Annotated in this window: 36 protein-coding genes; 35 read left to right on the forward strand and 1 reads right to left on the reverse strand. The window is 60.6% G+C overall.

The features are described from left to right. Positions 1 to 62 precede the first annotated feature (62 nt). A complete protein-coding gene (locus ACVWZN_RS08030; protein WP_456953340.1) occupies positions 63 to 251 on the forward strand; it encodes a hypothetical protein in 189 nt (62 codons plus the stop codon). A 258-nt stretch (positions 252 to 509) separates the two neighbouring features. On the opposite strand, the gene ACVWZN_RS08035 is transcribed toward ACVWZN_RS08030, so the two are convergent. Then, positions 510 to 710, reverse strand: coding sequence for a hypothetical protein (locus ACVWZN_RS08035; protein WP_456953341.1), 201 nt, complete (start codon positions 708 to 710; stop codon positions 510 to 512). A 469-nt stretch (positions 711 to 1,179) separates the two neighbouring features. Between ACVWZN_RS08035 and ACVWZN_RS08040 the strand changes: the two genes are divergently transcribed. The 34 genes from ACVWZN_RS08040 (at position 1,180) to ACVWZN_RS08205 (ending at position 21,790) form a co-directional block, all read left to right on the forward strand. Further along, positions 1,180 to 1,539, forward strand: coding sequence for a hypothetical protein (locus ACVWZN_RS08040; RefSeq protein WP_456953342.1), 360 nt, complete (start codon positions 1,180 to 1,182; stop codon positions 1,537 to 1,539). A gap of 76 nt (positions 1,540 to 1,615) precedes the next feature. Further along, a complete protein-coding gene (locus ACVWZN_RS08045; RefSeq protein ID WP_456953343.1) occupies positions 1,616 to 1,990 on the forward strand; it encodes a hypothetical protein in 375 nt (124 codons plus the stop codon). Between the two features lie 17 nt (positions 1,991 to 2,007). Further along, positions 2,008 to 2,325, forward strand: a complete 318-nt coding sequence (locus ACVWZN_RS08050; RefSeq protein ID WP_456953344.1) for a hypothetical protein — start codon at positions 2,008 to 2,010, stop codon at positions 2,323 to 2,325. 998 nt (positions 2,326 to 3,323) lie between these two features. Then, a complete protein-coding gene (locus tag ACVWZN_RS08055; protein ID WP_456953345.1) occupies positions 3,324 to 3,878 on the forward strand; it encodes a hypothetical protein in 555 nt (184 codons plus the stop codon). Between the two features lie 62 nt (positions 3,879 to 3,940). Next, the gene (locus ACVWZN_RS08060; protein ID WP_456953346.1) at positions 3,941 to 4,324 is read left to right on the forward strand and encodes a pentapeptide repeat-containing protein; all 384 of its coding nucleotides are present in this window, start codon (positions 3,941 to 3,943) and stop codon (positions 4,322 to 4,324) included. Positions 4,325 to 5,159: 835 nt separating this feature from the next. After that, positions 5,160 to 5,411: a hypothetical protein gene (locus ACVWZN_RS08065; protein ID WP_456953347.1), complete on the forward strand. Its 252-nt coding sequence runs from the start codon at positions 5,160 to 5,162 to the stop codon at positions 5,409 to 5,411. Between the two features lie 57 nt (positions 5,412 to 5,468). Beyond that, positions 5,469 to 5,777 (forward strand): hypothetical protein, encoded by a 309-nt coding sequence (locus ACVWZN_RS08070; RefSeq protein WP_456953348.1) that lies wholly within the window; start codon positions 5,469 to 5,471, stop codon positions 5,775 to 5,777. Between the two features lie 530 nt (positions 5,778 to 6,307). Then, positions 6,308 to 6,640 (forward strand): hypothetical protein, encoded by a 333-nt coding sequence (locus tag ACVWZN_RS08075; protein ID WP_456953349.1) that lies wholly within the window; start codon positions 6,308 to 6,310, stop codon positions 6,638 to 6,640. A 72-nt stretch (positions 6,641 to 6,712) separates the two neighbouring features. Beyond that, positions 6,713 to 7,333: a hypothetical protein gene (locus ACVWZN_RS08080; RefSeq protein WP_456953350.1), complete on the forward strand. Its 621-nt coding sequence runs from the start codon at positions 6,713 to 6,715 to the stop codon at positions 7,331 to 7,333. A 94-nt stretch (positions 7,334 to 7,427) separates the two neighbouring features. Then, on the forward strand, positions 7,428 to 7,826 hold the full coding sequence (locus ACVWZN_RS08085; RefSeq protein WP_456953351.1) for a hypothetical protein: 399 nt from the start codon (positions 7,428 to 7,430) through the stop codon (positions 7,824 to 7,826). 90 nt (positions 7,827 to 7,916) lie between these two features. Next, positions 7,917 to 8,414 (forward strand): hypothetical protein, encoded by a 498-nt coding sequence (locus ACVWZN_RS08090; RefSeq protein WP_456953352.1) that lies wholly within the window; start codon positions 7,917 to 7,919, stop codon positions 8,412 to 8,414. Between the two features lie 72 nt (positions 8,415 to 8,486). Beyond that, the gene (locus ACVWZN_RS08095) at positions 8,487 to 8,792 is read left to right on the forward strand and encodes a DUF3658 domain-containing protein (protein ID WP_456953353.1); all 306 of its coding nucleotides are present in this window, start codon (positions 8,487 to 8,489) and stop codon (positions 8,790 to 8,792) included. 93 nt (positions 8,793 to 8,885) lie between these two features. Then, positions 8,886 to 9,680 carry an HTH domain-containing protein gene (locus ACVWZN_RS08100; RefSeq protein WP_456953354.1) on the forward strand — a complete coding sequence of 265 codons (795 nt, stop codon included), beginning with the start codon at positions 8,886 to 8,888 and terminating at the stop codon, positions 9,678 to 9,680. A 67-nt stretch (positions 9,681 to 9,747) separates the two neighbouring features. Then, the gene (locus tag ACVWZN_RS08105; RefSeq protein WP_456953355.1) at positions 9,748 to 10,173 is read left to right on the forward strand and encodes a hypothetical protein; all 426 of its coding nucleotides are present in this window, start codon (positions 9,748 to 9,750) and stop codon (positions 10,171 to 10,173) included. Between the two features lie 121 nt (positions 10,174 to 10,294). Further along, the gene (locus ACVWZN_RS08110) at positions 10,295 to 10,588 is read left to right on the forward strand and encodes a hypothetical protein (protein ID WP_456953356.1); all 294 of its coding nucleotides are present in this window, start codon (positions 10,295 to 10,297) and stop codon (positions 10,586 to 10,588) included. Positions 10,589 to 10,977: 389 nt separating this feature from the next. Then, entirely contained in the window at positions 10,978 to 11,193 is a 216-nt protein-coding gene (locus tag ACVWZN_RS08115) for a hypothetical protein (protein WP_456953357.1), read from the forward strand. A gap of 152 nt (positions 11,194 to 11,345) precedes the next feature. Continuing rightward, positions 11,346 to 11,699, forward strand: coding sequence for a hypothetical protein (locus ACVWZN_RS08120; protein WP_456953358.1), 354 nt, complete (start codon positions 11,346 to 11,348; stop codon positions 11,697 to 11,699). Between the two features lie 81 nt (positions 11,700 to 11,780). After that, entirely contained in the window at positions 11,781 to 12,008 is a 228-nt protein-coding gene (locus ACVWZN_RS08125) for a hypothetical protein (protein ID WP_456953359.1), read from the forward strand. A gap of 100 nt (positions 12,009 to 12,108) precedes the next feature. Beyond that, positions 12,109 to 12,582 carry a hypothetical protein gene (locus tag ACVWZN_RS08130; RefSeq protein ID WP_456953360.1) on the forward strand — a complete coding sequence of 158 codons (474 nt, stop codon included), beginning with the start codon at positions 12,109 to 12,111 and terminating at the stop codon, positions 12,580 to 12,582. 85 nt (positions 12,583 to 12,667) lie between these two features. Beyond that, positions 12,668 to 13,129, forward strand: coding sequence for a hypothetical protein (locus ACVWZN_RS08135; RefSeq protein WP_456953361.1), 462 nt, complete (start codon positions 12,668 to 12,670; stop codon positions 13,127 to 13,129). 60 nt (positions 13,130 to 13,189) lie between these two features. Beyond that, a complete protein-coding gene (locus ACVWZN_RS08140) occupies positions 13,190 to 13,450 on the forward strand; it encodes a hypothetical protein (protein ID WP_456953362.1) in 261 nt (86 codons plus the stop codon). Positions 13,451 to 13,581: 131 nt separating this feature from the next. Next, positions 13,582 to 13,962 carry a hypothetical protein gene (locus ACVWZN_RS08145; protein ID WP_456953363.1) on the forward strand — a complete coding sequence of 127 codons (381 nt, stop codon included), beginning with the start codon at positions 13,582 to 13,584 and terminating at the stop codon, positions 13,960 to 13,962. 70 nt (positions 13,963 to 14,032) lie between these two features. Beyond that, on the forward strand, positions 14,033 to 14,362 hold the full coding sequence (locus tag ACVWZN_RS08150; RefSeq protein ID WP_456953364.1) for an excalibur calcium-binding domain-containing protein: 330 nt from the start codon (positions 14,033 to 14,035) through the stop codon (positions 14,360 to 14,362). A gap of 168 nt (positions 14,363 to 14,530) precedes the next feature. After that, positions 14,531 to 14,776, forward strand: a complete 246-nt coding sequence (locus tag ACVWZN_RS08155; protein ID WP_456953365.1) for a hypothetical protein — start codon at positions 14,531 to 14,533, stop codon at positions 14,774 to 14,776. Between the two features lie 689 nt (positions 14,777 to 15,465). Then, the gene (locus ACVWZN_RS08160; RefSeq protein WP_456953366.1) at positions 15,466 to 15,933 is read left to right on the forward strand and encodes a tetratricopeptide repeat protein; all 468 of its coding nucleotides are present in this window, start codon (positions 15,466 to 15,468) and stop codon (positions 15,931 to 15,933) included. A gap of 72 nt (positions 15,934 to 16,005) precedes the next feature. Then, positions 16,006 to 16,440, forward strand: coding sequence for a hypothetical protein (locus ACVWZN_RS08165; protein ID WP_456953367.1), 435 nt, complete (start codon positions 16,006 to 16,008; stop codon positions 16,438 to 16,440). 57 nt (positions 16,441 to 16,497) lie between these two features. After that, on the forward strand, positions 16,498 to 16,941 hold the full coding sequence (locus ACVWZN_RS08170) for a hypothetical protein (RefSeq protein WP_456953368.1): 444 nt from the start codon (positions 16,498 to 16,500) through the stop codon (positions 16,939 to 16,941). Between the two features lie 19 nt (positions 16,942 to 16,960). Next, positions 16,961 to 17,350: a hypothetical protein gene (locus tag ACVWZN_RS08175; protein WP_456953369.1), complete on the forward strand. Its 390-nt coding sequence runs from the start codon at positions 16,961 to 16,963 to the stop codon at positions 17,348 to 17,350. A 620-nt stretch (positions 17,351 to 17,970) separates the two neighbouring features. After that, complete coding sequence (locus ACVWZN_RS08180) at positions 17,971 to 18,309, forward strand: hypothetical protein (RefSeq protein ID WP_456953370.1); 339 nt, start codon at positions 17,971 to 17,973, stop codon at positions 18,307 to 18,309. Positions 18,310 to 18,762: 453 nt separating this feature from the next. Continuing rightward, positions 18,763 to 19,113 carry a DMP19 family protein gene (locus ACVWZN_RS08185; protein WP_456953371.1) on the forward strand — a complete coding sequence of 117 codons (351 nt, stop codon included), beginning with the start codon at positions 18,763 to 18,765 and terminating at the stop codon, positions 19,111 to 19,113. 144 nt (positions 19,114 to 19,257) lie between these two features. After that, a complete protein-coding gene (locus ACVWZN_RS08190; RefSeq protein ID WP_456953372.1) occupies positions 19,258 to 19,710 on the forward strand; it encodes an SMI1/KNR4 family protein in 453 nt (150 codons plus the stop codon). A 58-nt stretch (positions 19,711 to 19,768) separates the two neighbouring features. Continuing rightward, positions 19,769 to 20,146: a hypothetical protein gene (locus tag ACVWZN_RS08195; protein WP_456953373.1), complete on the forward strand. Its 378-nt coding sequence runs from the start codon at positions 19,769 to 19,771 to the stop codon at positions 20,144 to 20,146. Positions 20,147 to 20,690: 544 nt separating this feature from the next. Continuing rightward, the gene (locus ACVWZN_RS08200; RefSeq protein WP_456953374.1) at positions 20,691 to 20,987 is read left to right on the forward strand and encodes a hypothetical protein; all 297 of its coding nucleotides are present in this window, start codon (positions 20,691 to 20,693) and stop codon (positions 20,985 to 20,987) included. A 506-nt stretch (positions 20,988 to 21,493) separates the two neighbouring features. Continuing rightward, positions 21,494 to 21,790 (forward strand): hypothetical protein, encoded by a 297-nt coding sequence (locus tag ACVWZN_RS08205; protein ID WP_456953375.1) that lies wholly within the window; start codon positions 21,494 to 21,496, stop codon positions 21,788 to 21,790. Positions 21,791 to 21,836 lie beyond the last annotated feature (46 nt).

Raw genomic sequence — 21,836 nt, forward strand, 5'->3', positions numbered from 1 at the left:
AACAATTCGTCCAAGCCGACGCCGCTTCGCGGCGCGGCTTAACTCAGGTGTTAGGCGGCGAAATGAAATATTCGGATGGCTCGGAAGTACGGCTCGGCGACCTAGTGAGCGTGCCGGTTCCCACTGGCTCTGCACTCGCGCGAGTGGTGATGCTCGGCGACTCGGGCGAACACCTGCCGATAGACTCCGCTTTTCTCCAATGGGTTCAGTCAGGCCGCGTGCTCGCGCGCGAGTCTGTAGTGATCGAGTAGACCGGTGAGAACCCGTTTGCTCATCAGGATCCGACGCTCGCTCCCGTGGGAAACTACATGTTCACGGCAGTGGACGAATGGGTCGAGCTAACGGCCCGGTCTGCCGCCTAACAATTCGTCCAAGCCGACACCGCTTCGTTCCGGCTTTGCAGTGGCAGGTAAAGCTTGCCACCGCAAAACCTCCACTACGCGCCGCGGCTTAACTCAGGTGTTAGCGCCCACGCCGCGATGCTCTTCGGTTGTCGGGCTAATCGCTCCTCACGCTTCATAGCTCACGGCTGCATCGGCTTGCAGGTTCATGGCTGCAAGCTCGCGCCGCTCGAGGTGTCCAAGCTCGTCTCGCGTTACGAGTGGCGGCGCCACCTTGCCGGCCACAGTGGTTCCGGCATCGTCACCGTCCTCGCCTTTCGGCGCGCCTGCGGCGCCCCGCTCCGTCCATCTCGCAGTCCAGCCTTTCATGCGAGACTTTCGTCGCGTGGAGCAGCGGGCCAATATCCCGGCGCGTGGGCTCTAACAATTCGTCCAAGCCGACGCCGCTTCGCGGCGCGGCTTAACTCAGGTGTTAGGCCCCGTAATGACAGATCAGCGCGATCCCACAGAGGTGTTCTCGCTCCTTGCGCGGCTGCCCGCGGCGCAACTCGCATTGCTCTGCGCGGCGGCCGTCGTTTGGCTGGTCGGCGGCAACTTGCTGGCGGCCTCATGCTGCCGCCGAATTGGCAAGCCGTGCTGGCACGCATTCAGGCCTGGCACCTTCGTCGTTCGGTATTTTGGCGCGCGCGAATGGCTCTGGCTAGCCGTACTTGCAGGGGTATCGCTCGCGCTTATGATTCTGGCGGTGACCGTTGCGGCTCCGTCCGGGGCCTAACAATTCGTCCAAGCCGACGCCGCTTCGCGGCGCGGCTTAACTCAGGTGTTAGGCGGCACAGTCATGCACTCTCGAAACTGGAATATCCGAACCCCGATCCTCGCAGCAGTGATGCTTGGCGCCCCGGTCATTGCTGGTTGCGCCCATCGGCTCGGCCCGGACATGGAATCCACGCGGCGCGCAGGCGAACTCGGTCTAGCCAATTGCTCAGTTACCGAACCAATGCGGCGCTACCAGACGTTGGACTACGCAGACCTGATCGGTATTCCAAACCTCGCCGAGTCGCGCTATTGGGCAGAGGCTATGGCCACACTGCAGCCCGGCGACGAACTGCGTCATGTTGAATGCAAAAACGGCGAGAACTACTTCGGCCTGTTCCGCGGTAAGTCTGTACTGCTGAAATTTGGCAGCCTGCTGTACTAACGCAGCTGTGCCGCCTAACAATTCGTCCAAGCCGACGCCGCTTCGCGGCGCGGCTTAACTCAGGTGTTAGGCGGCTATGGAAAATCTCACCAGCTACGTGTTGCTAGGGATCTTCGCTGTCGCGGTCGCCGTGCTCTTCGTGCGGGTCGTGAAGTACCGCAGCTGGTCGGGCGCGTTGCTTGGCGCCGCCGTCAATCGCACTGAGGGGCACGCGCTCGCCGCAAGTTCCCTGCACATGCCGGTGGAGGTCCGCGTGCACGCCCTGTCCTCCCCCACGCCGTACCGAGCTGTCGGTCTCGAGCTGGTGGAAAAGGTCGCACTCCGGTATCGGGTCATGCCCGTTACGCTCTCAGCGGAGCAGGCCCGGCACCTCGCGCAGTTGCTCTTGCAGGCCGCGGATACGCCGCCTAACAATTCGTCCAAGCCGACGCCGCTTCGCGGCGCGGCTTAACTCAGGTGTTAGCGCTCATGGAAAAACGTCCCGCCCTCCAACTGCCTGCTCCGGTCTCGGTACGGCTACTCGCACTCACCATGACCTTTGTCATTTCTGGGTTGGGGCTGCTCGCACTTGTGAGCGGCCACACCGAAGAGCGCTGGACTCGTTATGGCCACACCGGGTCGCTGGAAGGTGCGCCTGCACATGCATTCGGGCTTGCCATGTTCTTCTTCGGGCTACTCCCGCTCGCGCTCGCGATGCGCACACCGAAGTCCGCGATGTGGTGGGCGGTATCTGCTGTAGTGCTCGGGCTGCTGACCGTGTTTGTCGGTCCAGCTTTGCTAGCCTGAGCGCTAACAATTCGTCCAAGCCGACGCCGCTTCGCGGCGCGGCTTAACTCAGGTGTTAGGCCTCACATGAGCTCTGTCGCGCTTCGACTTCTTTTGATTGGAACCGTCCTGGTGGTGGTCGGCGTTATCAACTACGAAGCGTTGCGAATGGCGGATGAGCCCCCTAGCCTCAGGCGAACGGTTGGCTCCATCTGCGGGTGCGTGGGCTTGAGCTGCACGGCGTTGTTTCCCTTCATGCCAGTCATCGCTCTTTTCGGTGAGTTCACGCCGGAGGAGCGCCTCGGGGCCACTCCCGCTGCACTAATATTCAATATCGGCGTTGTAGCGACAGTAGGATCAATCGCTTGCATCTTATGGGCGGCGCGGCAAGACAGCCGTGAGGCCTAACAATTCGTCCAAGCCGACGCCGCTTCGCGGCGCGGCTTAACTCAGGTGTTAGGCGGCTAATGCAACGAACTAGCAAGGGCGGTATCGGTCAGACGATCGCCTTGGGCGCAGCGATCCTGCTCTTTAGCGGTTGCGTCGGTGGGCAGGGTCCGTTTCTGCAGGTTCAGCTCTGCGTAGCGAGCCCGGGCGGTGTCGACCACTTGAAAGCCGAGCTCGAGACCATCGCTCGAAATGAGCACGTGCGCTACATCGATGGCAGCCGGCAAACGACCCGAGACCTAAAGCTCTTGAGCCCTAAACCGCAAAATTTTCACACGGACGGCCGCTTGGTAAATGTCGGCATTGAAGCGGATGGGTACGGCCTTATGGCAGGAAACCTTGGCCTTAATCCTTACCAAATCGCGGTGGGCTTCGGCCCAGACACGCCGGAAGCGCGTCTGTTTGCAGATCGTGTAGTCAAGCGCCTAGCGCAACGCTGGCCGGTGACACGCGTGCCTAGTGGGTCCGGTGTCTTGCCAGACCCCACATGCGCCGATAAGCCCGCCACGCCGCCTAACAATTCGTCCAAGCCGACGCCGCTTCGCGGCGCGGCTTAACTCAGGTGTTAGATCATGGCTTGGAACAAACCGGTGCGTGCAGTGCTCGCAACAGCAATCCTTGCAGTCAGCTTGACCTGCCAGGCCCAGTCGAATGAAGAAGCCGAGTTGCGGGCGCTTCTACCGTACGTCGAGGGGCTTACTCCGCCGCCGCAAGTGCCGCGGCAGTCATGTGCTGCCCGGGTTGTCGCGTACGCACTTCTGTACAGGGCCGAGCCAAACAAGTACCGAAATGACTTTTTTGGCGAGCTTGTGGTCAACGACTACGCCCAGCGCTCAGCGGGCCAATACACGCTCGTCGAGCCGGATCGGATCGCTACAACCGTAGATTCGGCGTCGGCACTGCCCGGGAATATCACCGAGCCGCACCTTTCCGCCGCCGCCGGCTTCTGTGCACTGAAAGATAAGAATCTATGGGTATTCACGCGGAAGGCCGGCCGCATCTCCCTCGCGCGCGTGTTGCGGGGCATGGCGCTCACCTCGCTTCTCGAGGGTACAGATGAAGATCCGCTGGCCATTGCGAGCGCTATAGACGCTCACACCGCTGCTCAAAGTCCAGCGCGGCCATAATCTAACAATTCGTCCAAGCCGACGCCGCTTCGCGGCGCGGCTTAACTCAGGTGTTAGGCCTCATGTTTAGGGAACAGGCGCTTGTTACAGAAGCAGCGGAGCTCTCGAAGCTCCTCAATGATTCTGTCTTGCGCTACTGCGAGCTAGCCGTGCCATCCGTCGATGGCGGACACGTCGATTCCACGTTCTTGTTCTGCACCCTGCGCGGCATCGACTGGTATTGGCCGCTGTTCAATCTGGCCGTGTTCGTCAGCTGCACGTTTACAGGCTGTAGCTTCCGGGGAGCGGTCTTCGCCGGGTGTCGCTTCGTCGATTGCCGGTTCGAGGAATGCACGTTTGGCGGCGACAACCTAAATGGCGATTGTGAGTTCGGCGAAAGCGTCTGGTACGGTTGCACCCAGAAGAACTGCATAGGTCTCGGCGGCTTTGTCCCGGCTGAGGCCTAACAATTCGTCCAAGCCGACGCCGCTTCGCGGCGCGGCTTAACTCAGGTGTTAGCTGTATGCAGCTTCGTGCCACGCGCGATATGGAAGTCATCACCAAGTGGAAGTCGCGCGTTGCCGAGTGCTCCGCACGACTCCGGCCGTTATGGATTGTGGCCGGCGCACTCGGCGTAGCAGGTGCTCTAGGGCTGGTGCTAGCTAAATGGCTTCACCAGCTTGGGCCACTTGGCTTTGTCGCGATCACTGCGGCGATACTGCTCGCAACCGCCGGCCGGATGACGGAGCGCGCGCTCCTGCTCTGCCCCAACTGTGGCAATGCGCCCGTCGGTCGCGGCCCCGCGTCTGACGTTGAATTCTGTGGGTACTGCTTATATTGGCTAAACCCACAATTCGGCTCAGGCTCCGATGAATCTGGACGCGGCAGCTAACAATTCGTCCAAGCCGACGCCGCTTCGCGGCGCGACTTAACTCAAGTGTTAGCGCCCACGCCGGGATGCTCTTCGGTCGTCGGGTTGATCGCTTCTCGGACTTCGCAGCTCGCGGCTACATCAGCCTGTGGGTTCACAGCTGCAAGCTCGCGCCGCTCGAACTGTCCAAGCTCGTCTCGCGTATGACTGGCGGCGCCAACTTGCCGGGCCACATCGCTTCCCGCGTCGTCACCATCCTAGCTTTGGGCGCGCCTGCGGCGCCCCGCTCCGTCTATCTCGCGGTCCGGCCTTTCATGCGAGACTTTCCTCGCGTGGAGCAGCGGGCCCATATCCCGGCGCGTGGGCTCTAACAATTCGTCCAAGCCGACGCCGCTTCGCGGCGCGGCTTAACTCAGGTGTTAGGCCTCTGAATGCAACCTTCCCGGTTCTCGATTCAAGCTTTCGGCGTCTGCTTGGTGCTGCTCGGCGGCTGGATCTCGTATCACGCGCTCGCCGCGATTACGGGCTACTTCCATACGGGCAGCATCGTGTGGGGTTCCAGTTCGCGCCGCGCTACTGGCGAGACCGCACTGCTGTTCCACGGCATCTGTCTGCTGGCGGGCTGTTGGCTGGTGGCGAAGGGCGGCTATTCTTTTGCTACAGGCCGTGACCCAGAGGCCTAACAATTCGTCCAAGCCGACGCCGCTTCGCGGCGCGGCTTAACTCAGGTGTTAGGCCTTATGTGGAACATCTCGGCCTCTGGAGCAAGAGCCGCGAAAATCGCGGGTGCGCTTTTGCTTGCGTCGGCGTTCGCCCTATATCTCACGTGGGATCAGTTCGCAGCCCACCTACCCAGCTACCAGTTCCTTGGCCTAGCGTCGCTCGCGCTCGTCGGTAAGCCGCTACTGTTCGTGGACCTCTATCGCACGCCAGCCGACGAGCTAGACGCACGCCAACGGCTGTGGAGAGTACTTTTTGTCCTCGAACCAATCGCCGTCGCGATCGCGGCGTTGGTATGGCTAGTGTCAAATCCGGCCGCTAAGGCCTAACAATTCGTCCAAGCCGACGCCGCTTCGCGGCGCGGCTTAACCCAGGTGTTAGGGCTCAATGGGTTTCATGCTCGCGCTCTTAGGTCCAGTTCTCGCATTGTTCTTGGGCACAGCGACCCGGAGGCTGTATGCACCGAGCTGCCGGGCAGTCGCGTCATCCGCCGCAGGCGTGTTATCGATCGCGGCCTTAGTTGTGGTTGCGTCCACCCGCTTCCCCGGCCCGGCAATAAATTATCTTCAGGGGAGCCTCGGGTGGTTGATGCGGGCGTGGCTGATCTCACCTGGCATGCGTCTGCTACTAGCGTTGCCGTCGGTACTCGCGTTTGCCGGCGCAGCTGCACCGCAACACCGCTTTAGGCTTGCGGTAGCCGCGGGTATTCTGGCGTACGCGTCTATGGTGCCGCTGGCCCTCGTGTTGCTGTTCGTAGGCTGCAACTACGCAGGGGCCTGCTTTTGAGTCGGTTGAGCCCTAACAATTCGTCCAAGCCGACGCCGCTTCGCGGCGCGGCTTAACTCAGGTGTTAGGCCTCATGACGGTAATTTTGGCGGCGTGTTCTTTATTCCTCGCAATCGCGCTCATACCGGCGCTCGCGATGGCCGCCTACGCACACTGGCGCGTTAGCCAGCACCTGCAGCTAAAGCATCCGACCGTTTGGGCAACGATCGCGCCGGCACCAGGTACGGAACCCTCGGCCTCGTCCCCGTATGCACGTTTCATATCGCAGCGCCGCTACGTTGAGCTGCAAGATCCCGAACTCACACGAATCGCGCAGATCGCGCGCCGGCAACTAAACGTGGTGGTCGGCATGCTGGTTGCACTCGCCGTATCTGGTAGCGCCTACAGCTGGCTCGGAGCGCGGTAGCATGAGGCCTAACAATTCGTCCAAGCCGACGCCGCTTCGCGGCGCGGCTTAACTCAGGTGTTAGGCCTCGCAATGGGAAGAGACGACTGGTACCGGAACACCAAGTGGGACGCCTCCGTCGCTGAGGCGTTCGAAGCCAAGCTTCGCCGAGCGCGCGACAAGGCGCAGTACCTGCGAATTCAGGCGTGTATCTTGGCTTCGACATGTCCAGAGGTCACGTTGCAGCTCCTCGAGCGCTACTTCGCGCTTGGCGAACACTTCGACATGGCTCTGGCACACGTCGATCGCGCCAAAGCGCACTTGGCCCTTGGCGACATGGAAGCCGCATTCGCCGCTTATGAGGCTGCACTCGCGCGGGAGCGCTCTTTTCCCGGGTTGCTCACTAATGCCCGCACGGATTATCCATACTTAGTTGCACTGCTAAGCGCGGAGCAACAGTATCGATCTGCGCTAGAGGTGATCTGCGAGTTTCCAGAACTGCCGCAGTTTCCAATTGGGCGTTTCAAGCAGCACGCGGCCGCGGCAATGATCCTGGCGGGCACCGACCGGGCAGAGTCACAGTGCCATGCGCGCGAGGCGCTACAAGCTGCAGCGGAGACCCATTCCGGGTTTAGGTACCATCCGAAACTCGGCTTGGTGTCCGAAGAACACGAACAATCGCTGGTGAGGCTCCGCGAGCTTTGCGAGGCCTAACAATTCGTCCAAGCCGACGCCGCTTCGCGGCGCGGCTTAACTCAGGTGTTAGGCGGCAATGGAGAATTCGGTGCCGTCCCAGTACAGACACGTGATGTTCCGGGCGTTCTCGTTTCCCGTCGCTTTGTTTCTCGTATTTCCCTTGGCGGTCGTGCTGCTCTTCGGCTCGCGAGAGGCGGCAGACGTTGCGGAAGCCCTGGGTTCGGTAGTGGCGTTGCTAGCAGCGCTTTACCTCACCGGGTTTGTGTTGGCACCGTGGGCGGGCAGCCGTCTGCCCGGCAACAAAGGTCCGGCGTTCGTCCTGGCAGTACTGGCGGCTCTCGCACCTGCTGCCACCATTGCCATTGCGGGGAGCCTTTCCGCGAGCATTGCGCTATCGCTCGGCGTCGCCGCCGTGTTCGCTCTCCTCGCGGTTCCTGCATCTCTGCTGGGCGCGCTCCTCTTTATCGGCGGATGCGAGCGCTTGCACCCCTCGAAAAGCGCGTCGGCGTAGTTTTGCTATGTTGCCGCCTAACAATTCGTCCAAGCCGACGCCGCTTCGCGGCGCGGCTTAACTCAGGTGTTAGGCCTCACTGGAGGTTCCATGGCTCGCCAAAGCGTGGCTCAACGAATTTCCGAGTGGCTGGATCGCACAGACATTGTCATTTGCGAAAGCTGCGGCAGGTCGCAAAATATTTCTGCCGTAAGTCGCCTTTGCTTCGATCGCGCGTTTGAAGCCTTCTGGGACGAAGCGGCCGTAGAGTTCACGCAGGCTGATCTTCAAAGCTTCTTCGAAGAGAAACTTCGCTGCTCCGGCTGCAGGGCCCGCCATCCGTCAACAACCAAGAAAAGCGAAGCCGAGTACCTCGCGCTTTGCGAAGCCCGACGCCTTTCAATCGCCCATGCCGAGCAAAAGGAACATGAGGAAGAAGCTCGGGAGAAGGCAGCCGCGCAATACAAACAGGAGTGCGAGGAAGGTAAACATGGCTTTTGGGCGGCAGACTCGCACAGCAGCTTGCTGTCGTCAGGCCAGCGCTCCTATGACCCAGAGTCCGGGAACCGTGACGTCCATATCGTCAACCGCGTTGACAGCGTGGAATGAGGCCTAACAATTCGTCCAAGCCGACGCCGCTTCGCGGCGCGGCTTAACTCAGGTGTTAGGCCCCAGTCCGAAATGACCATGCAACCCGAAGCCGATTTCCCCCCATACGACCCTGACGAACTTGCTGCCGTGAAAGCGCTCACGGCCGTAGATGTCGCGGCCATTGATGCAGCAGTACTCCAGAACGCTACCGCGAGCTGGCAGAAGGTCGCGATGATTGTGATCAGCGCGATGTACGCCTACCCCGGGCGTTACGAGGAAATCCCGGACCACTATTACGGGCGTCGGGTTCGCGCACTTGCCGCGGCGGGGCGCCTCGAAGCGCGCGGTAACGTGGCCTCCATGCGTGCGAGTGAAGTTCGGCTGGCGGACGGCTAAGCTGGGGCCTAACAATTCGTCCAAGCCGACGCCGCTTCGCGGCGCGGCTTAACTCAGGTGTTAGACCTCACTCCCAACTTCATCGAGTAACGTATGGCAAAAGAACTTACTTGGCGAACCGCGATCGACAAGGTGTTGGGAGCAGCGACAACGCCGCAACACTACAAAGACATCGCGGACAAGATCATCGCTGACGGGTTGCGGACGAATCTAGGGGCAACGCCCGCTGCAACGGTGAATGCCCAGATCAGCTCTTCCATAAAGCGAGATGGGGCTTCATCGCCATACATTCGCGTTTCAAAAGGTACGTTCGCGCTAGCGAACTCTACTGCCGCAGCAACCTCGCCGGCCAAAGTGAAACTAACTCCAACGGTCGAAGAATCCGAAGAGTCGGAAGAGCAATACGACATCGTCAGCTCCTTCGGCATGTTCTGGCGGAGAGAGGCAGTCCAATGGGTTGCAACCCCAAAGCTTCTCGGCATGCAGCAATTGGGCGCTACCCCCGTAGATTTCAATAAGCAGCTTGGCATCTACCTGCTGTATGACGGAAGGGAGGTCATCTACATCGGGCGCACCACTGACCGACCGTTGGGGCGTAGGCTGTTCGAACACACGTTAGATCGCTTGGCGGCACGCTGGAACCGGTTTTCTTGGTTTGGGCTCCTTCCCGTTTCAGAATCAGGTCAGCTGGGGACTCTGCCGGCAACATTCGAAGCGGCAAAAATGATTCCCGCCCTGGAAGCCATATTGATTGAGGCGCTGGAGCCTCGCCAAAATCGAAAGCGCGGCGATGACCTTTCGGCAGTTGAGTTCATCCAACGCGAAGATCCGGAGATCCAGAAAAAGCGCGTCAAGGCGTCACTTGAAGCCGCAATTGAGAAGCTGTGAGGTCTAACAATTCGTCCAAGCCGACGCCGCTTCGCGGCGCGGCTTAACTCAGGTGTTAGGCGCGCGAATGATTGATCTCGAACACCGGCGGATGTACCGCTCCAACGGGCTCATCGATGACTTCGTCTTCTATGGCGGCCCATCCGAGTACATATCTTTTGCATCGGGCGTGCGAGCAGCGATTGGCAGCGGGCGCTCGGAAACGCTTCCGACCTCTTCCGGCATCTGGATCGAGATCACGAATGATCCGGACCAAGTGGATCTCTTCACCTCCCTTCAGAATCAGGAAGACTTTTACCCAACAATGGCGGCGTGGGAGGATCGGAATATTCTCAGGGTACGCGGCAGCACGGACGTCCTAGAAGGCTTGTGCGCGTTCTTGCTCGATCTACCCCGGCGCGGCGCCGGTTACAGCTGCCTCTCCGAGTACTCCGATACGCTTAGCTACGCTGCAGATTCGCCGGAGTGGAGGCTGCATGTTCGAGCTGCATAGCACTCCCTGCCGCGAGCAGCGCGCGTTTGGAGTTCATTGGCGCGCACCTAACAATTCGTCCAAGCCGACGCCGCTTCGCGGCGCGGCTTAACTCAGGTGTTAGGCCCCAATGGATACTGCCGTGAGTCTCGTCGGTGCGATGGCCGCCATAGTGTGGGGAGGATGGCTTGCCTCGATTGTTTATCGCGGGCTTCGCACGGGGCAGCTGGAGCAGCGCGGTCGGGCACGATACGTGCGGCGATCGGTGTCGCCGGTGTATTTCTGGTTCTTGATCGCGTTCTTCGGCATCTCGTCCTTGGGATTCATTTCCATTGGCGGTGCAATGGTCTACACACTCTCAGCGCGGGCAGTCCAGGCGCATAGCTTGGGGCCTAACAATTCGTCCAAGCCGACGCCGCTTCGCGGCGCGGCTTAACTCAGGTGTTAGCGCTCACACGGCTGAGCATCACGGGAGTCTGGTTTGCCTTCCTGCGGAGCGAAGTTCGTCGCTTTCAGTCTGTCGCGGGGACGCACCATCGCCGATCCTGGCTGGCACATCCAGGCGTACACCGTTCGCGCTGCCAGGCCGTTCAACATGGCAAGCCTCTCGGCTGCCTGCCGCCCTGGCCTCTGGGCTTGCGGCCGGGTCCGTCCTACAACTCTTCGTGCCAAACTTGGGTAAGCGCGATTGTCGGGCCGGTTATCTCGGCGTGTTGATCGCTAACAATTCGTCCAAGCCGACGCCGCTTCGCGGCGCGGCTTAACTCAGGTGTTAGGCCACGCACTAATGTTCCAGGCAACCTGAGCCGACCACGGACAACACCAATGGCTACTCAACACAGTGTGGCAACCTGGCAGCGCATCCTTGCTGCGCTTCTTTCCATTGGTGGAATCGTCGCGACCGGCCTCGACGTATCTCGCGCTTCTCAGCAGTCGTCGCTGAGCGTTGCGCTTGCTCTGCTGGGTCTGTACGGGGCATACCTGTTTGGCTATGTCGCGCTGCGCGGCGAACTGCCAAAATCACTCAGCCCGCGAAAGTGAAATCGTCGGCCCAGCCGCAAGACGCGTGGCCTAACAATTCGTCCAAGCCGACGCCGCTTCGCGGCGCGGCTTAACTCAGGTGTTAGGTGCCTATGGCCGCAACAAAGCTTCTGATGTCTCTATTCGCTGCCCTCGGGCTGGCGGCGTGCACCGTGAGTACGCAACCTGGCGCGCCGTCCAACCTGGTCGCATCGGCCGCACTAAAAGCCTCGTGTGAGTTGCACGTGCTGTCGGTTGCCGCTGATACCGGGGAGCTCGGCCCTGAAATAGTCGGCCCCGCTGAAGTGCAAGCTATTCGACCGGCCGCGCCAGACTATGACGGCGAGCTCAGCATGTCTGTTGAGCTGTCGCCGCCCGGGCAGAGGAAAATGCTGGCCTATACGCAGTCGCACGTCGGTGCGCCAATCGCTGCGTTCTGCGGAAGGAAGGAGGTTTCTCGCAGCCGAATTCTTGAGCCGTTCGCGGGCCCGTTTCGGGTGCACGTCGGCGAAAGAGGCGGCACCTAACAATTCGTCCAAGCCGACGCCGCTTCGCGGCGCGGCTTAACTCAGGTGTTAGGCCCGTTTGGACAAATCAAGGAGGACGTGGTGAACGAACAGCCGAGGTACTGGTTTCCTGCCAAGAAGTTCGGCGTTGGATTCGGCTTGCCGGTTGCATGGCAGGGCTGGGTGGTCGTTGGTTTGTACGTCGCGGCGCTCGCCATGGTGTACGTCCGCTTTCCACCCGACACCGACGCTGTGTCTTTTTACGCGGGGGTGCTCGCCGCAACTGCTGCTTTGGTGCTGATCGTCTGGTTCAAAGGCGATCGCAAGTGATCGGCGCCGGCCTGTACGGCAACAGGCCTAACAATTCGTCCAAGCCGACGCCGCTTCGCGGCGCGGCTTAACTCAGGTGTTAGGCGGCACGGACACATCAATGAAGCTGAAGCCATTTCTCTCCACTCTCGTCGCGTGCGCCATCGCGGCTCTTCTCATGGGGCAAGCGCACGCGGGGATGTTCCTGTTTTTTGTCACGCCCATGGTTTTTATATGGGCCGTCGTGAATGCCTACTTGGCGTGGCGCGAGCCGCTGAGTCGGCGGCATCGAGCGACACGCGTCGCAATCTGGGCGGTTACGCTCGCCTCGCTGTTTGCCACTCACACCTACTACAAGCACGCCGCGCGGCTAGCCGGCCAAGCAGCAGCAAACGCCGTCACTGCCTACCGACAAGCGAACGGGGCCTACCCTCCTTCTTTGAAAGCTGTAGGCCGTCCGCTCGATCCGCAGTGGCGCGTAGGCTACGTCCTCGGAGAAAAGGGGCCGTTCCTCTTTTACCCGTCCACATTCGTGCCTTTCGATATCTACTCCTACAACTTCGAGCACAGCACTTGGGAATACCAACCAGATTAGCGGTGCCACCTAACAATTCGTCCAAGCCGACGCCGCTTCGCGGCGCGGCTTAACTCAGGTGTTAGGTGCCAGGGGAAACACAAGGATGGCCGCAAAGAAAGCGAGGCCCCAGAAGTCGGCGCCAGTGGTGGCACAGGCGGCACACGCGCAAGAGTCTGGCGGGCACTTCGAAAGTTACGCGCAGCACTCTTCCGTACTGCGAACGTGGTTGGTCGCATACGGAATTGGCGCGCCAGCGCTCTTCATGAGCCAAAAGGAAATCTGGCAGGCGCTTGCCAAGTCCGGCCTGCTCCCGACGATAGGTTTCCTTTTCCTATTCGGTGTCTTCCTGCAAGTAGCACTCGCGGCAATCAACAAGTCAGTGATGTGGGCTTGCTATTACGGTGAAAGCGAGCCCAGCTATCAGGCAACGCGTCGCTACCGTGGAGCCCACTGGCTCTCGGACAAATACTCCATAGACCTCGCTGCGGACCTCGGTGCTATGGCCTGCTTTTCGGTCGCCACCTACTATTGCTTCAAGGTGCTGGCTAACTCGGCTGGCACCTAACAATTCGTCCAAGCCGACGCCGCTTCGCGGCGCGGCTTAACTCAGGTGTTAGGCCCCGCAATGCTCTTCAGTCGCAAGGCGAAGCTCTATCGAGCACTCGATTCCCTCGCCACGTACAACGACAAGGGCGAGGCGTGGGCGGGCCACACTCCGCAGCAGGCGGAAGCGCATCGCACTGCGGCACTTATCCATATCCGAGAACTCGCGCAAGCGCTCTCACCGGCTGCGTTGCCGGCCGAGCTGCGCTCCGCAATAGAGTCAGGTGAACTCGCCAGTGACCTTACGGGCAGGTACTCTCAGCTGCTCAAAGGCGGTCGCTGATCACTCGGGCGGGGCCTAACAATTCGTCCAAGCCGACGCCGCTTCGCGGCGCGGCTTAACTCAGGTGTTAGGGGGCAGATGTGACTACTTCGCAGTTCAGCCGACCAAAGCGCCTTTGGGCCGCGGCACTTATGAATGTGTTGGTTGGCCTCGTTAGCTTGGCCACGGTAGCTTTCATCTCGCTCTCCGACCGCGTGCCCGATGAGGCTCGGCTGGGCGGCGGCACGGTCGCCTTTGGCGCCATCAGTGCGGGCTTCCTGATTGCCTCGTCTGTGCTGGCGCTGCTCGGGCGCCCTCGCGGCCGGCAACTCATGCTCGCGGCAGCCGTGGCTTTCTACGGAAGCATCTTGGTTCAAAACGCGCTTCTGCTCGGCCACGCGGCGGTCGGGTATACCACCCCAAAGCTGGCCGCAAATGTTGTTCGCAGCGTGCTCGAACTCTGTATCAACGTTTGGGCGTTACTCAGTGTCAAAACGCGTATGTACTTTGCGGGTCCACATGCCGCCCCCTAACAATTCGTCCAAGCCGACGCCGCTTCGCGGCGCGGCTTAACTCAGGTGTTAGGGCGCAATGGGAGGCTACATGCGCTGTGCTCTATCACTAGCCTCTAGCCTCGCCATCTTGCTGTTGCCCACGCTTGCGCAATCCCATCCCGGAGCGCTTAACGCCGAGGGATGTCACAACAACCGCAAGACCGGCGAATACCACTGCCACCGCGGCAACGGCTCCGGTAACTCCTCATCGCGCGTGCCCACCCAGAGCTTCGCGCCAACCGGTCGGGGCGCAGCTGGATCGCGCCCGTTCGCTAACTGCTCGGAAGCCCGCGCGGCTGGCGCGGCACCGGTGCACCGCGGAGATCCGGGATACGCTCCGAAGCTAGACCGCGATAATGATGGTGTCGGGTGCGAGTGATGTGCCGCAGCTTGCGCCCTAACAATTCGTCCAAGCCGACGCCGCTTCGCGGCGCGGCTTAACTCAGGTGTTAGATTGCTGATGAGATACGTCTGCCTGCTCGTAGCATCTTCTTTCTTGTTTGCCGGGCGCGCGGAAGCTCAGACGTCCATTTCCCATAGCGACACGTTGAATGATCCCATCGATGTGGCGTTCGCCGAATGCGAGAACGATTGGGATGGCTCACAGCTCGCGGTCTGGTCGGCTTGTGTCAGCCGGGCGGATCAGCAGTGGCGCACGTCCATGAATTCGAGTTACCGCGAACTGATGGCCAAGCTGCCTCGAAAAGACGGCCTACTACTCGCCAAGCGCAGGCGGCATGGAGCGAAGCTGTCGCTGCGGAACGCGCGTTCGTCGAAAGCCATGGAGACCTAACGGTGCTCTACGGTGCAGAGGGGGCGATTTCCTACCGCCGCGGGCTCATGCTTAAAACTCGCGCCAGAGCCTTGGAGTTGGCGGAGCACTTAGAGTTGTTCGCGCACAGTCGCACGCAATCTAACAATTCGTCCAAGCCGACGCCGCTTCGCGGCGCGGCTTAACTCAGGTGTTAGGGCGCACACATGATTCTTTCGCTATTGCTGCAGGTCGCTACGGCTGTGGTCCCGCCGCCACCGCTGCCCATCCGTGCGTTCTGCGTCCCGGTTCGACCCGAGCTCGCGACGTTTCCTGTTGACGAGGACTATTACGTCATCGGAGAGCGGCGACGAACGGGTCAGGTTTACTCCGGCAGGCTAAAGGTGAAACGTGTAGGAAACCGCTACCAGCTGCTCAGGGTCGTTGGCGGCAAGACGGCTCGGGGCGTGGCTACCCCGGTGGCCTGCGGGCCAGACGAGGTGCATCTTTTGCAGGTCAAGTATTCGAACGCGCCAGCGTTCAACTGCAAGATGACCGTGAATTACGACAACTATTCAGTTGCCAGCTGCGGACCGGGGTCGCGGGATGGTCGCGGTGCCACGGGGCTAGAAGCGTGGTATCCCAACGGTGCGCCCTAACAATTCGTCCAAGCCGACGCCGCTACCCGGCGCGGCTTAACTCAGGTGTTAGGCCTCACACGGAGGGTCACGGTGTCTGAACTTTCGGCTGAAACTGGTGCAGAGCTTGATAGGCTCTGCGCGCTCGGCGACAAGCGTGCGGAGGCAGGCGACTACTCTGGTGCATTGGCCGCCTACTGGTCTGCCTGGGATCTGCTCCCCGATCCGAAAGAAGAGTGGGAAGCCGCTACATGGATCCTAGCGGCCGTAGGCGACGCCAACTTCCTGAGCGGCGATTTTGTTGCAGGGCGTGACAATCTTGCCCACGCCATGCACTGCCCGGATGCACTCGGAAACCCGTTCCTTCACCTACGCCTCGGCCAGTGCCAGTACGAGCTCCAGAATCTTGACCGTGCGGCGGATGAGCTTATGCGGGCATATATGGGCGCTGGTCACGAGGCTTTTCAGAACGATGACCCCAAGTACCTGGCGTTCCTGGCAACGCGGGCCAAAGGAATTGAGTTGCCTCGCACAAAGCCCAAGTGGAAGTTTTGGCAGTGAGGCCTAACAATTCGTCCAAGCCGACGCCGCTTCGCGGCGCGGCTTAACTCAGGTGTTAGGTCTCACAGACAGATGATCGATATCCCGGCACCCGTAGCTACTCTCCTCGGAGTACTGATCAGCGGCTTGCTGTTGCTGCACGTCCATCGCAAGAATGCTCGTAGATCTGCTGCTGCGAAGTACCGCGCTGCGCTGCTTGAGTCCTTCGCTGGCCTCTATCCGGTCCCGTCCAACTGGCCGCGCGACATAGACAGCCACCTTCGGGAGATTTTTCCAGCGCTCCAGCGAGCAGCCGCGGAGTTTCGCCCTTACATGTTGTGGCGTGCCCGCCGTTCGTACGACCGCGCCTGGTCTAACTACCGCCTTGGGCCCGGTGGCCGCGAGATCGATAAGCAGCTCTACCATCAATACATGGGCTTTACGGATCCCGGACAACCAGCGTCGGATCCGAAGGCGACATTCAAGACAAATGTTGCGCGTCTTCTCGCTTTTGCGGGTGAGACCTAACAATTCGTCCAAGCCGACGCCGCTTCGCGGCGCGGCTTAACTCAGGTGTTAGGTGCCATGAAGAAGCTGCCTCGGCACTGGATTGAATACACAGCCGACTGGCGCGATGCGCCAATGGCGTACTGGGTGCACATCGAGACCGAAGGCGAAGACTGGCGTTCGGCCTCAGAGTACTTGCCAGCTGCGCCCGAACCGGACGGTGCGAAGGGCTTTCCGCTGCTGTGCATCGAAACGCAGCGCTTTGTATTCGTCTTCTCGTCTGCCGCGCAGCTAGCGGAAGCCATTCGTGTTCTTGCGCTCGTACCGCTTCCTACAACTCGTCGACTCTCCGCCGCGCGCCCGGGTGGTCACGGGCCGAACAGTCATTGGCTTAGCCGGCTGCCAGGCTCGGTCAAATCGCCCAAGACCCGCCTTCGCGTCGTGGAAGATCTATCAGCCGTCTGGCGTAGCATGGCACCTAACAATTCGTCCAAGCCGACGCCGCTTCGCGGCGCGGCTTAACTCAGGTGTTAGAGCCCACATGGACCTAATTACGCTCTGGACGCTACACACGCTTGTGGCAGGTTTCGCGGGCCTAGCCGCGCACGGACGGATCGCGGCGATTAGAACGAGCGAGGAGAGCATCGATAGCCTCAAGCTCGGGCGCCGGTGGATGTACCGGTACTTGCTCTTCTCCCTCGCCTACATGGCCTCGTTCTTCGTCTCGCCTGTTTTACTTAGCCCGCTGCTCAAGCTGGACTGGTTCACGCATTTCGACGCAGATCACAAGAAGCTGCTGTTTGCCCTGGGTCTGCTGCCGCTGGCTATTGTGTTGTTCGCTATAGATCTTCGCTTTATCCGCTGGTGCGACCAAGGCAAGATCGACGCGCGTGAAAAACTGGGCTGGAGGGCTCGCAACCGTGGGCTCTAACAATTCGTCCAAGCCGACGCCGCTTCGCGGCGCGGCTTAACTCAGGTGTTAGGCAGCAGGGCTAGATCCAGATGACTCGAAAGGAAAACCTGATCGGATCCGTAGCTGCGCTGTTCTCTGTTGGCGGCGCTATTGCATTGGCGTTTTCCGTGGCGCTTCGCTCGTTCTGGCCGTGTCCGCAAGGCGGCTGCAGCTTAACTAGTTGGGCGGCGAAAGCTCAGCTGTTGGCGAGCGTTGCCGGCGTCGCTTTGCTACTCGTCCTATTCACACTTTTGCTGCTGTTCGTTTTTGTCTTGTTCGCCCGACCCTTTGTCGCGCGGCTTACGCTTGAGCGTGTCCTACTTGGAGTGCACATTCCCGGCTTGGGTTGGTATGACAAACTCCAACTCAGGTGGATCGCTCTGCTGTACAGCCGAGCTGCTGCCTAACAATTCGTTCAAGCCGACGCCGCTTCGCGGCGCGGCTTAACTCAGGTGTTAGGGCCCAAGATGAACCCCTATAACGCAACCACCAATATTGAGCACACCGCACCCCGAGGTTTTCGGTGGGGTCGCGTCATTGCGTGGTCGCTTCTAATCCTCGTGGCAGCGAATCTCGTTGCCCTACTGAGTGGGCTGAGCATGGCGCACTGGAATCTCTATGGCGCCACCATGGAAGAGGCCATTGCCAATGCGCGGCTTGTTCGTCGCATCGCCGCAGGAATCGTCGGAGCGCTGCTGTACTGGCGCCTAGCCGCGCCCCTGCCTTCGCGGCGCTGGGTACATGTCGCCGCCGCATTCTTGATCGTACAAATCCTGGATGCTGCTGCGTCGCTCGTCGTTTTCCACGCGTCGGCGAAGGATTTGATCGATCCAGCGAGCTTGGGGCGGAGCGCCGTCGCAGCTTTGGTCGGCTTGGGGCTCGCAAGCTTGGGCCCTAACAATTCGTCCAAGCCGACGCCGCTTCGCGGCGCGGCTTAACTCAGGTGTTAGCGCTCATGGAACAACGTCCCGCCCTCCGACTGCCAGCTCCGGTCTCGGTACGGCTACTCGCACTGGCGATGACCTTGATCGTTTCTGGCCTGGGGCTGCTCGCGCTTGCCAGCGGCCACGCCGCGGAGCGATGGAGCCGCTATGGTCACGCCGGGCCGCTGGAAGCGCGCCGGCGCATGCTTTCGGGCTCGCCATGTTCTTTTTCGGGTTAGTCCCGCTCGCGCTGGCAATGCGCACGCCGAAGTCCGCGATGCGGCTCGCGATATCCGGCGTGGTGCTCGGGCTGCTGACGGTGTTCGTTGGCCCAGCTTTGCTAGCTTGAGCGCTAACAATTCGTCCAAGCCGACACCGCTTCGTTCCGGCAAAAATAGGGCAGAAGAAGCTTGCCCTATGTTTGCCTCCACTACGCGGCGCGGCTTAACTCAGGTGTTAGGCAGCGCAATGGACAACATCGAGCTCGAGAGCCTGTCCGAGCGAGCCTTTGAGGCGCTTGAGGCGGTCGGCGGCGATATCAATCGCCCGTCTGAGCCCGCTCGTACCGTCGTAATCGTGTACAGCGCACAAGGCATCATCGATAACGGTGGGCTGCCGTACTTTTTCTACAGTGATTTCCCGGGCTCACCCCGGTACTCGGTCTTTTCAGCGGCGTACCTGCGCATCGGTGCGGCCGACGCAGCTGAGGCCATCGCTCTGGCGGCCAAGCTTTTTCCGTTCCCGGAAGCCACGTGCAGGAAACTGAGCGCCGCACCTTCCTGGAAGGCGGCAGCTGCGAGAGCCAGCTCATGGCCTTGAGCGATAAGATCTGCGGCAACGAACACATCTGGCAGTTGCTTAGCCAATACGCACACGCGCATGCGGCAGAACTGGGCGCTGCCTAACAATTCGTCCAAGCCGACGCCGCTTCGCGGCGCGGCTTAACTCAGGTGTTAGGTGGCGATGGAAGCAGACTCGATAGCCGCAGTCGTCGAAAGCGCGAGAAGCCGCGGCATTGATGTTTACATAGGCGAGCCAGCCAGCGTCGCATCCATACAGCGGCTGGAGGAACAGATCGGTCAGCCTTTGCCATCCTCCGTTCGCGCGTACCTACAAGAGTTTGGCTGTGTCTCGCTTGCAGACGTGCATCTGAGCGGAATCATCGGCAACGACCCGTGTGCGCCTGAAGGCGGAAATATTATTTTTGATACGGCCCAGTTGAAGGCGAGCCTGCCGGAACTCCCCGAATCGCACTGGGTTGTTCTGCTGCACGAGGACGGTGGTTATTGCATGGACTACTCGGTATGCCGCGCCGGCGAGCCGCGAATCGTCAACGTCGAGCGCGGGACCACCAGCACGGTCGCGGAGTCGTTCTCGGTGTTCGTGGCAAACTACTTGAGGGTGCTCGCCACCTAACAATTCGTCCAAGCCGACGCCCGCTTCGCGGCGCGGCTTAACTCAGGTGTTAGGGCGCATGAAGCGACATGCTTGGGGTTTGTTGTTTCTTGCTTCTCTAGTCGCCAACACCTGCATGGCGGCCAGCCCATTCGGCCCGCTCCGAGGTGTGCGTGTTGTCGGCACCGGCAACGACGCTCTAGGCATGAGCTGTCCGGACCTGCCGATTACCAATGCAGCTGCTTCCAAGCTTCTGGCACGCGTGGTCGTCGTCTCTGCTCGGCAGATCCACGACCGCTATGAAACCGGCCCGTGCTGGGTGCGCGGTGTAGCGGAAGTGCCTGGCGAGACTTGGTCATGGGAATACCGCGCTGGCGGAACAGTGCGGGCACGCTCGTCCGGCGGAGAGGTCATCCTGCTCGCCGATCCGCGTCAAGGGCATGCGCCGTCGGAGTAGCATGCGCCCTAACAATTCGTCCAAGCCGACACCGCTTCGCGGCGCGGCTTAACTCAGGTGTTAGGCGGCATGGCAACTTTCTAGCGGCGGACAAATGTTTAAAGCCTTGAAGAGCTGGTTGCGGAACTCGTCGCATGTGCACCTGCGTCAAGGGGAAGTCGCAACCCTGTCCGAACTGGTTTCGCTGCTCGACGGATTCCTGGACGACAACCTCCGTTATCCCTTGGAGTGGGACGACTTCGTCTCGTGGGAAAGCAAGGCGCCGGCAATCGAGGAGGTGCGGAAGATCGTCGAAGCCACTGAGCCGCTGTTTTTTTTTCGAGCAGCCCGGAGAAACAGGCCGAAGGTGCCGCCATCGTGCTCGAGCAGCGCAACAAGATCGCGGCCGTCTTAGGCAAACCGGCGCGCACCTTGGAGCGCCTATGATGCCGCCTAACAATTCGTCCAAGCCGACGCCGCTTCGCGGCGCGGCTTAACTCAGGTGTTAGGCCGCTTGTTGCAGGCCTTCACCACGCGAGAGCTCACTACATTAACGATAAGCGCTGTGGCTGATTCCCGTGCGGATCTAGCAGCGCATAATTCGGGACGTCACATGAAAAGACTTCTTATTCGCCTCGGCATGGCGTGGGTTATTGCCGCTGCGCTCTTTACGTTCGTTTCGCTGTTTTCGGCGTACGGACATGATCGGCCCGCTGCCACGAACGGCATGGAGCCGATCATGATCGTGTTCCTGTTATTCGTCGCTGTGGTGGGCGCGCTTAAATGGAGCATTCCGGGATTAATGATGCTCTTGGTCGGAGGTCTGCTTCCGGCAAAACCCAACAACGAAGAGTCATACTGATACTCCGGACCTACCACGCTTGTCGGCCGTGACCTCTTGGTAGCGCAGCGAATCACAGCCGCGGCCTAACAATTCGTCCAAGCCGACGCCGCTTCGCGGCGCGGCTTAACTCAGGTGTTAGGCCCCGATGGCAAGTGAATCGCTCCCGTCAGCACCCTGGCCGGATCCAGAGATTCCATCGCTGGACTCATCCGGGCACATGCGGCCGCCATTCGCCAAGTATCCGAACCTGCGCCGCGCATCGTCTGGCTGGCGCATGGGTCAAGGCGAGTCGTACATCGAAGAGTTTGGCGTCTGGTGGTCACGTCAGCCGCGCGCCGTACGGTTAACGGTTCGGCAGGCCTATCCTGAGCCCGAAGAATGGTCGGGCTTCTGGGCATCGCAGTTCGGGGCCTAACAATTCGTCCAAGCCGACACCGCTTCGTTCCGGCAAACATAGGGCAGAAAAAGCTTGCCCTACGTTTACCTCCACTACGCGGCGCGGCTTAACTCAGGTGTTAGGGCGCATGGGCAAGATCTCCGCGAGTGGACACAAGAAGCGCAGCCTTGCAGCGCGCCCTCTCTTGCCGATCGCTCTACTTCTCGCCGCTGCATACCTGGCACTGCCGTTCCTACTGATACCGGTCCTCGTCCAGTGTCATCCTTCGCGAATGTTGAACCGCATCATGCCCATCGCGTACCCGTTTACTCGCATGGCGAGCAACAACGCGTACAAGCGCTATTGGCTCGAAGTCCTCAACCGGCGTTACCAAGAAGCTGCTCCAGGTTGCCCAGATCGCGATAGTCAGATATATGCGCCCTAACAATTCGTCCAAGCCGACGCCGCTTCGCGGCGCGGCTTAACTCAGG

The organism is Lysobacter sp. HA35, assembly GCF_054061195.1.

Coding starts and splice junctions, on each gene's coding strand:
- ACVWZN_RS08115 (WP_456953357.1), top strand. CDS start 10,978: ATGGCTACTCAACACAGTGTGGCAACCTGGCAGCGCATCCTTGCTGCG.
- ACVWZN_RS08170 (WP_456953368.1), top strand. CDS start 16,498: ATGAAGAAGCTGCCTCGGCACTGGATTGAATACACAGCCGACTGGCGC.
- ACVWZN_RS08140 (WP_456953362.1), top strand. CDS start 13,190: ATGCTCTTCAGTCGCAAGGCGAAGCTCTATCGAGCACTCGATTCCCTC.
- ACVWZN_RS08060 (WP_456953346.1), top strand. CDS start 3,941: ATGTTTAGGGAACAGGCGCTTGTTACAGAAGCAGCGGAGCTCTCGAAG.
- ACVWZN_RS08050 (WP_456953344.1), top strand. CDS start 2,008: ATGGAAAAACGTCCCGCCCTCCAACTGCCTGCTCCGGTCTCGGTACGG.
- ACVWZN_RS08100 (WP_456953354.1), top strand. CDS start 8,886: ATGGCAAAAGAACTTACTTGGCGAACCGCGATCGACAAGGTGTTGGGA.
- ACVWZN_RS08065 (WP_456953347.1), top strand. CDS start 5,160: ATGCAACCTTCCCGGTTCTCGATTCAAGCTTTCGGCGTCTGCTTGGTG.
- ACVWZN_RS08185 (WP_456953371.1), top strand. CDS start 18,763: ATGGACAACATCGAGCTCGAGAGCCTGTCCGAGCGAGCCTTTGAGGCG.
- ACVWZN_RS08105 (WP_456953355.1), top strand. CDS start 9,748: ATGATTGATCTCGAACACCGGCGGATGTACCGCTCCAACGGGCTCATC.
- ACVWZN_RS08150 (WP_456953364.1), top strand. CDS start 14,033: ATGCGCTGTGCTCTATCACTAGCCTCTAGCCTCGCCATCTTGCTGTTG.
- ACVWZN_RS08205 (WP_456953375.1), top strand. CDS start 21,494: ATGGGCAAGATCTCCGCGAGTGGACACAAGAAGCGCAGCCTTGCAGCG.
- ACVWZN_RS08040 (WP_456953342.1), top strand. CDS start 1,180: ATGCACTCTCGAAACTGGAATATCCGAACCCCGATCCTCGCAGCAGTG.
- ACVWZN_RS08045 (WP_456953343.1), top strand. CDS start 1,616: ATGGAAAATCTCACCAGCTACGTGTTGCTAGGGATCTTCGCTGTCGCG.
- ACVWZN_RS08085 (WP_456953351.1), top strand. CDS start 7,428: ATGTTCCGGGCGTTCTCGTTTCCCGTCGCTTTGTTTCTCGTATTTCCC.
- ACVWZN_RS08190 (WP_456953372.1), top strand. CDS start 19,258: ATGGAAGCAGACTCGATAGCCGCAGTCGTCGAAAGCGCGAGAAGCCGC.
- ACVWZN_RS08180 (WP_456953370.1), top strand. CDS start 17,971: ATGGCGCACTGGAATCTCTATGGCGCCACCATGGAAGAGGCCATTGCC.
- ACVWZN_RS08030 (WP_456953340.1), top strand. CDS start 63: ATGAAATATTCGGATGGCTCGGAAGTACGGCTCGGCGACCTAGTGAGC.
- ACVWZN_RS08175 (WP_456953369.1), top strand. CDS start 16,961: ATGGACCTAATTACGCTCTGGACGCTACACACGCTTGTGGCAGGTTTC.
- ACVWZN_RS08090 (WP_456953352.1), top strand. CDS start 7,917: ATGGCTCGCCAAAGCGTGGCTCAACGAATTTCCGAGTGGCTGGATCGC.
- ACVWZN_RS08165 (WP_456953367.1), top strand. CDS start 16,006: ATGATCGATATCCCGGCACCCGTAGCTACTCTCCTCGGAGTACTGATC.
- ACVWZN_RS08035 (WP_456953341.1), bottom strand. CDS start 710: ATGAAAGGCTGGACTGCGAGATGGACGGAGCGGGGCGCCGCAGGCGCG.
- ACVWZN_RS08075 (WP_456953349.1), top strand. CDS start 6,308: ATGACGGTAATTTTGGCGGCGTGTTCTTTATTCCTCGCAATCGCGCTC.
- ACVWZN_RS08145 (WP_456953363.1), top strand. CDS start 13,582: ATGAATGTGTTGGTTGGCCTCGTTAGCTTGGCCACGGTAGCTTTCATC.
- ACVWZN_RS08070 (WP_456953348.1), top strand. CDS start 5,469: ATGTGGAACATCTCGGCCTCTGGAGCAAGAGCCGCGAAAATCGCGGGT.
- ACVWZN_RS08055 (WP_456953345.1), top strand. CDS start 3,324: ATGGCTTGGAACAAACCGGTGCGTGCAGTGCTCGCAACAGCAATCCTT.
- ACVWZN_RS08130 (WP_456953360.1), top strand. CDS start 12,109: ATGAAGCTGAAGCCATTTCTCTCCACTCTCGTCGCGTGCGCCATCGCG.
- ACVWZN_RS08080 (WP_456953350.1), top strand. CDS start 6,713: ATGGGAAGAGACGACTGGTACCGGAACACCAAGTGGGACGCCTCCGTC.
- ACVWZN_RS08195 (WP_456953373.1), top strand. CDS start 19,769: ATGAAGCGACATGCTTGGGGTTTGTTGTTTCTTGCTTCTCTAGTCGCC.
- ACVWZN_RS08135 (WP_456953361.1), top strand. CDS start 12,668: ATGGCCGCAAAGAAAGCGAGGCCCCAGAAGTCGGCGCCAGTGGTGGCA.
- ACVWZN_RS08095 (WP_456953353.1), top strand. CDS start 8,487: ATGACCATGCAACCCGAAGCCGATTTCCCCCCATACGACCCTGACGAA.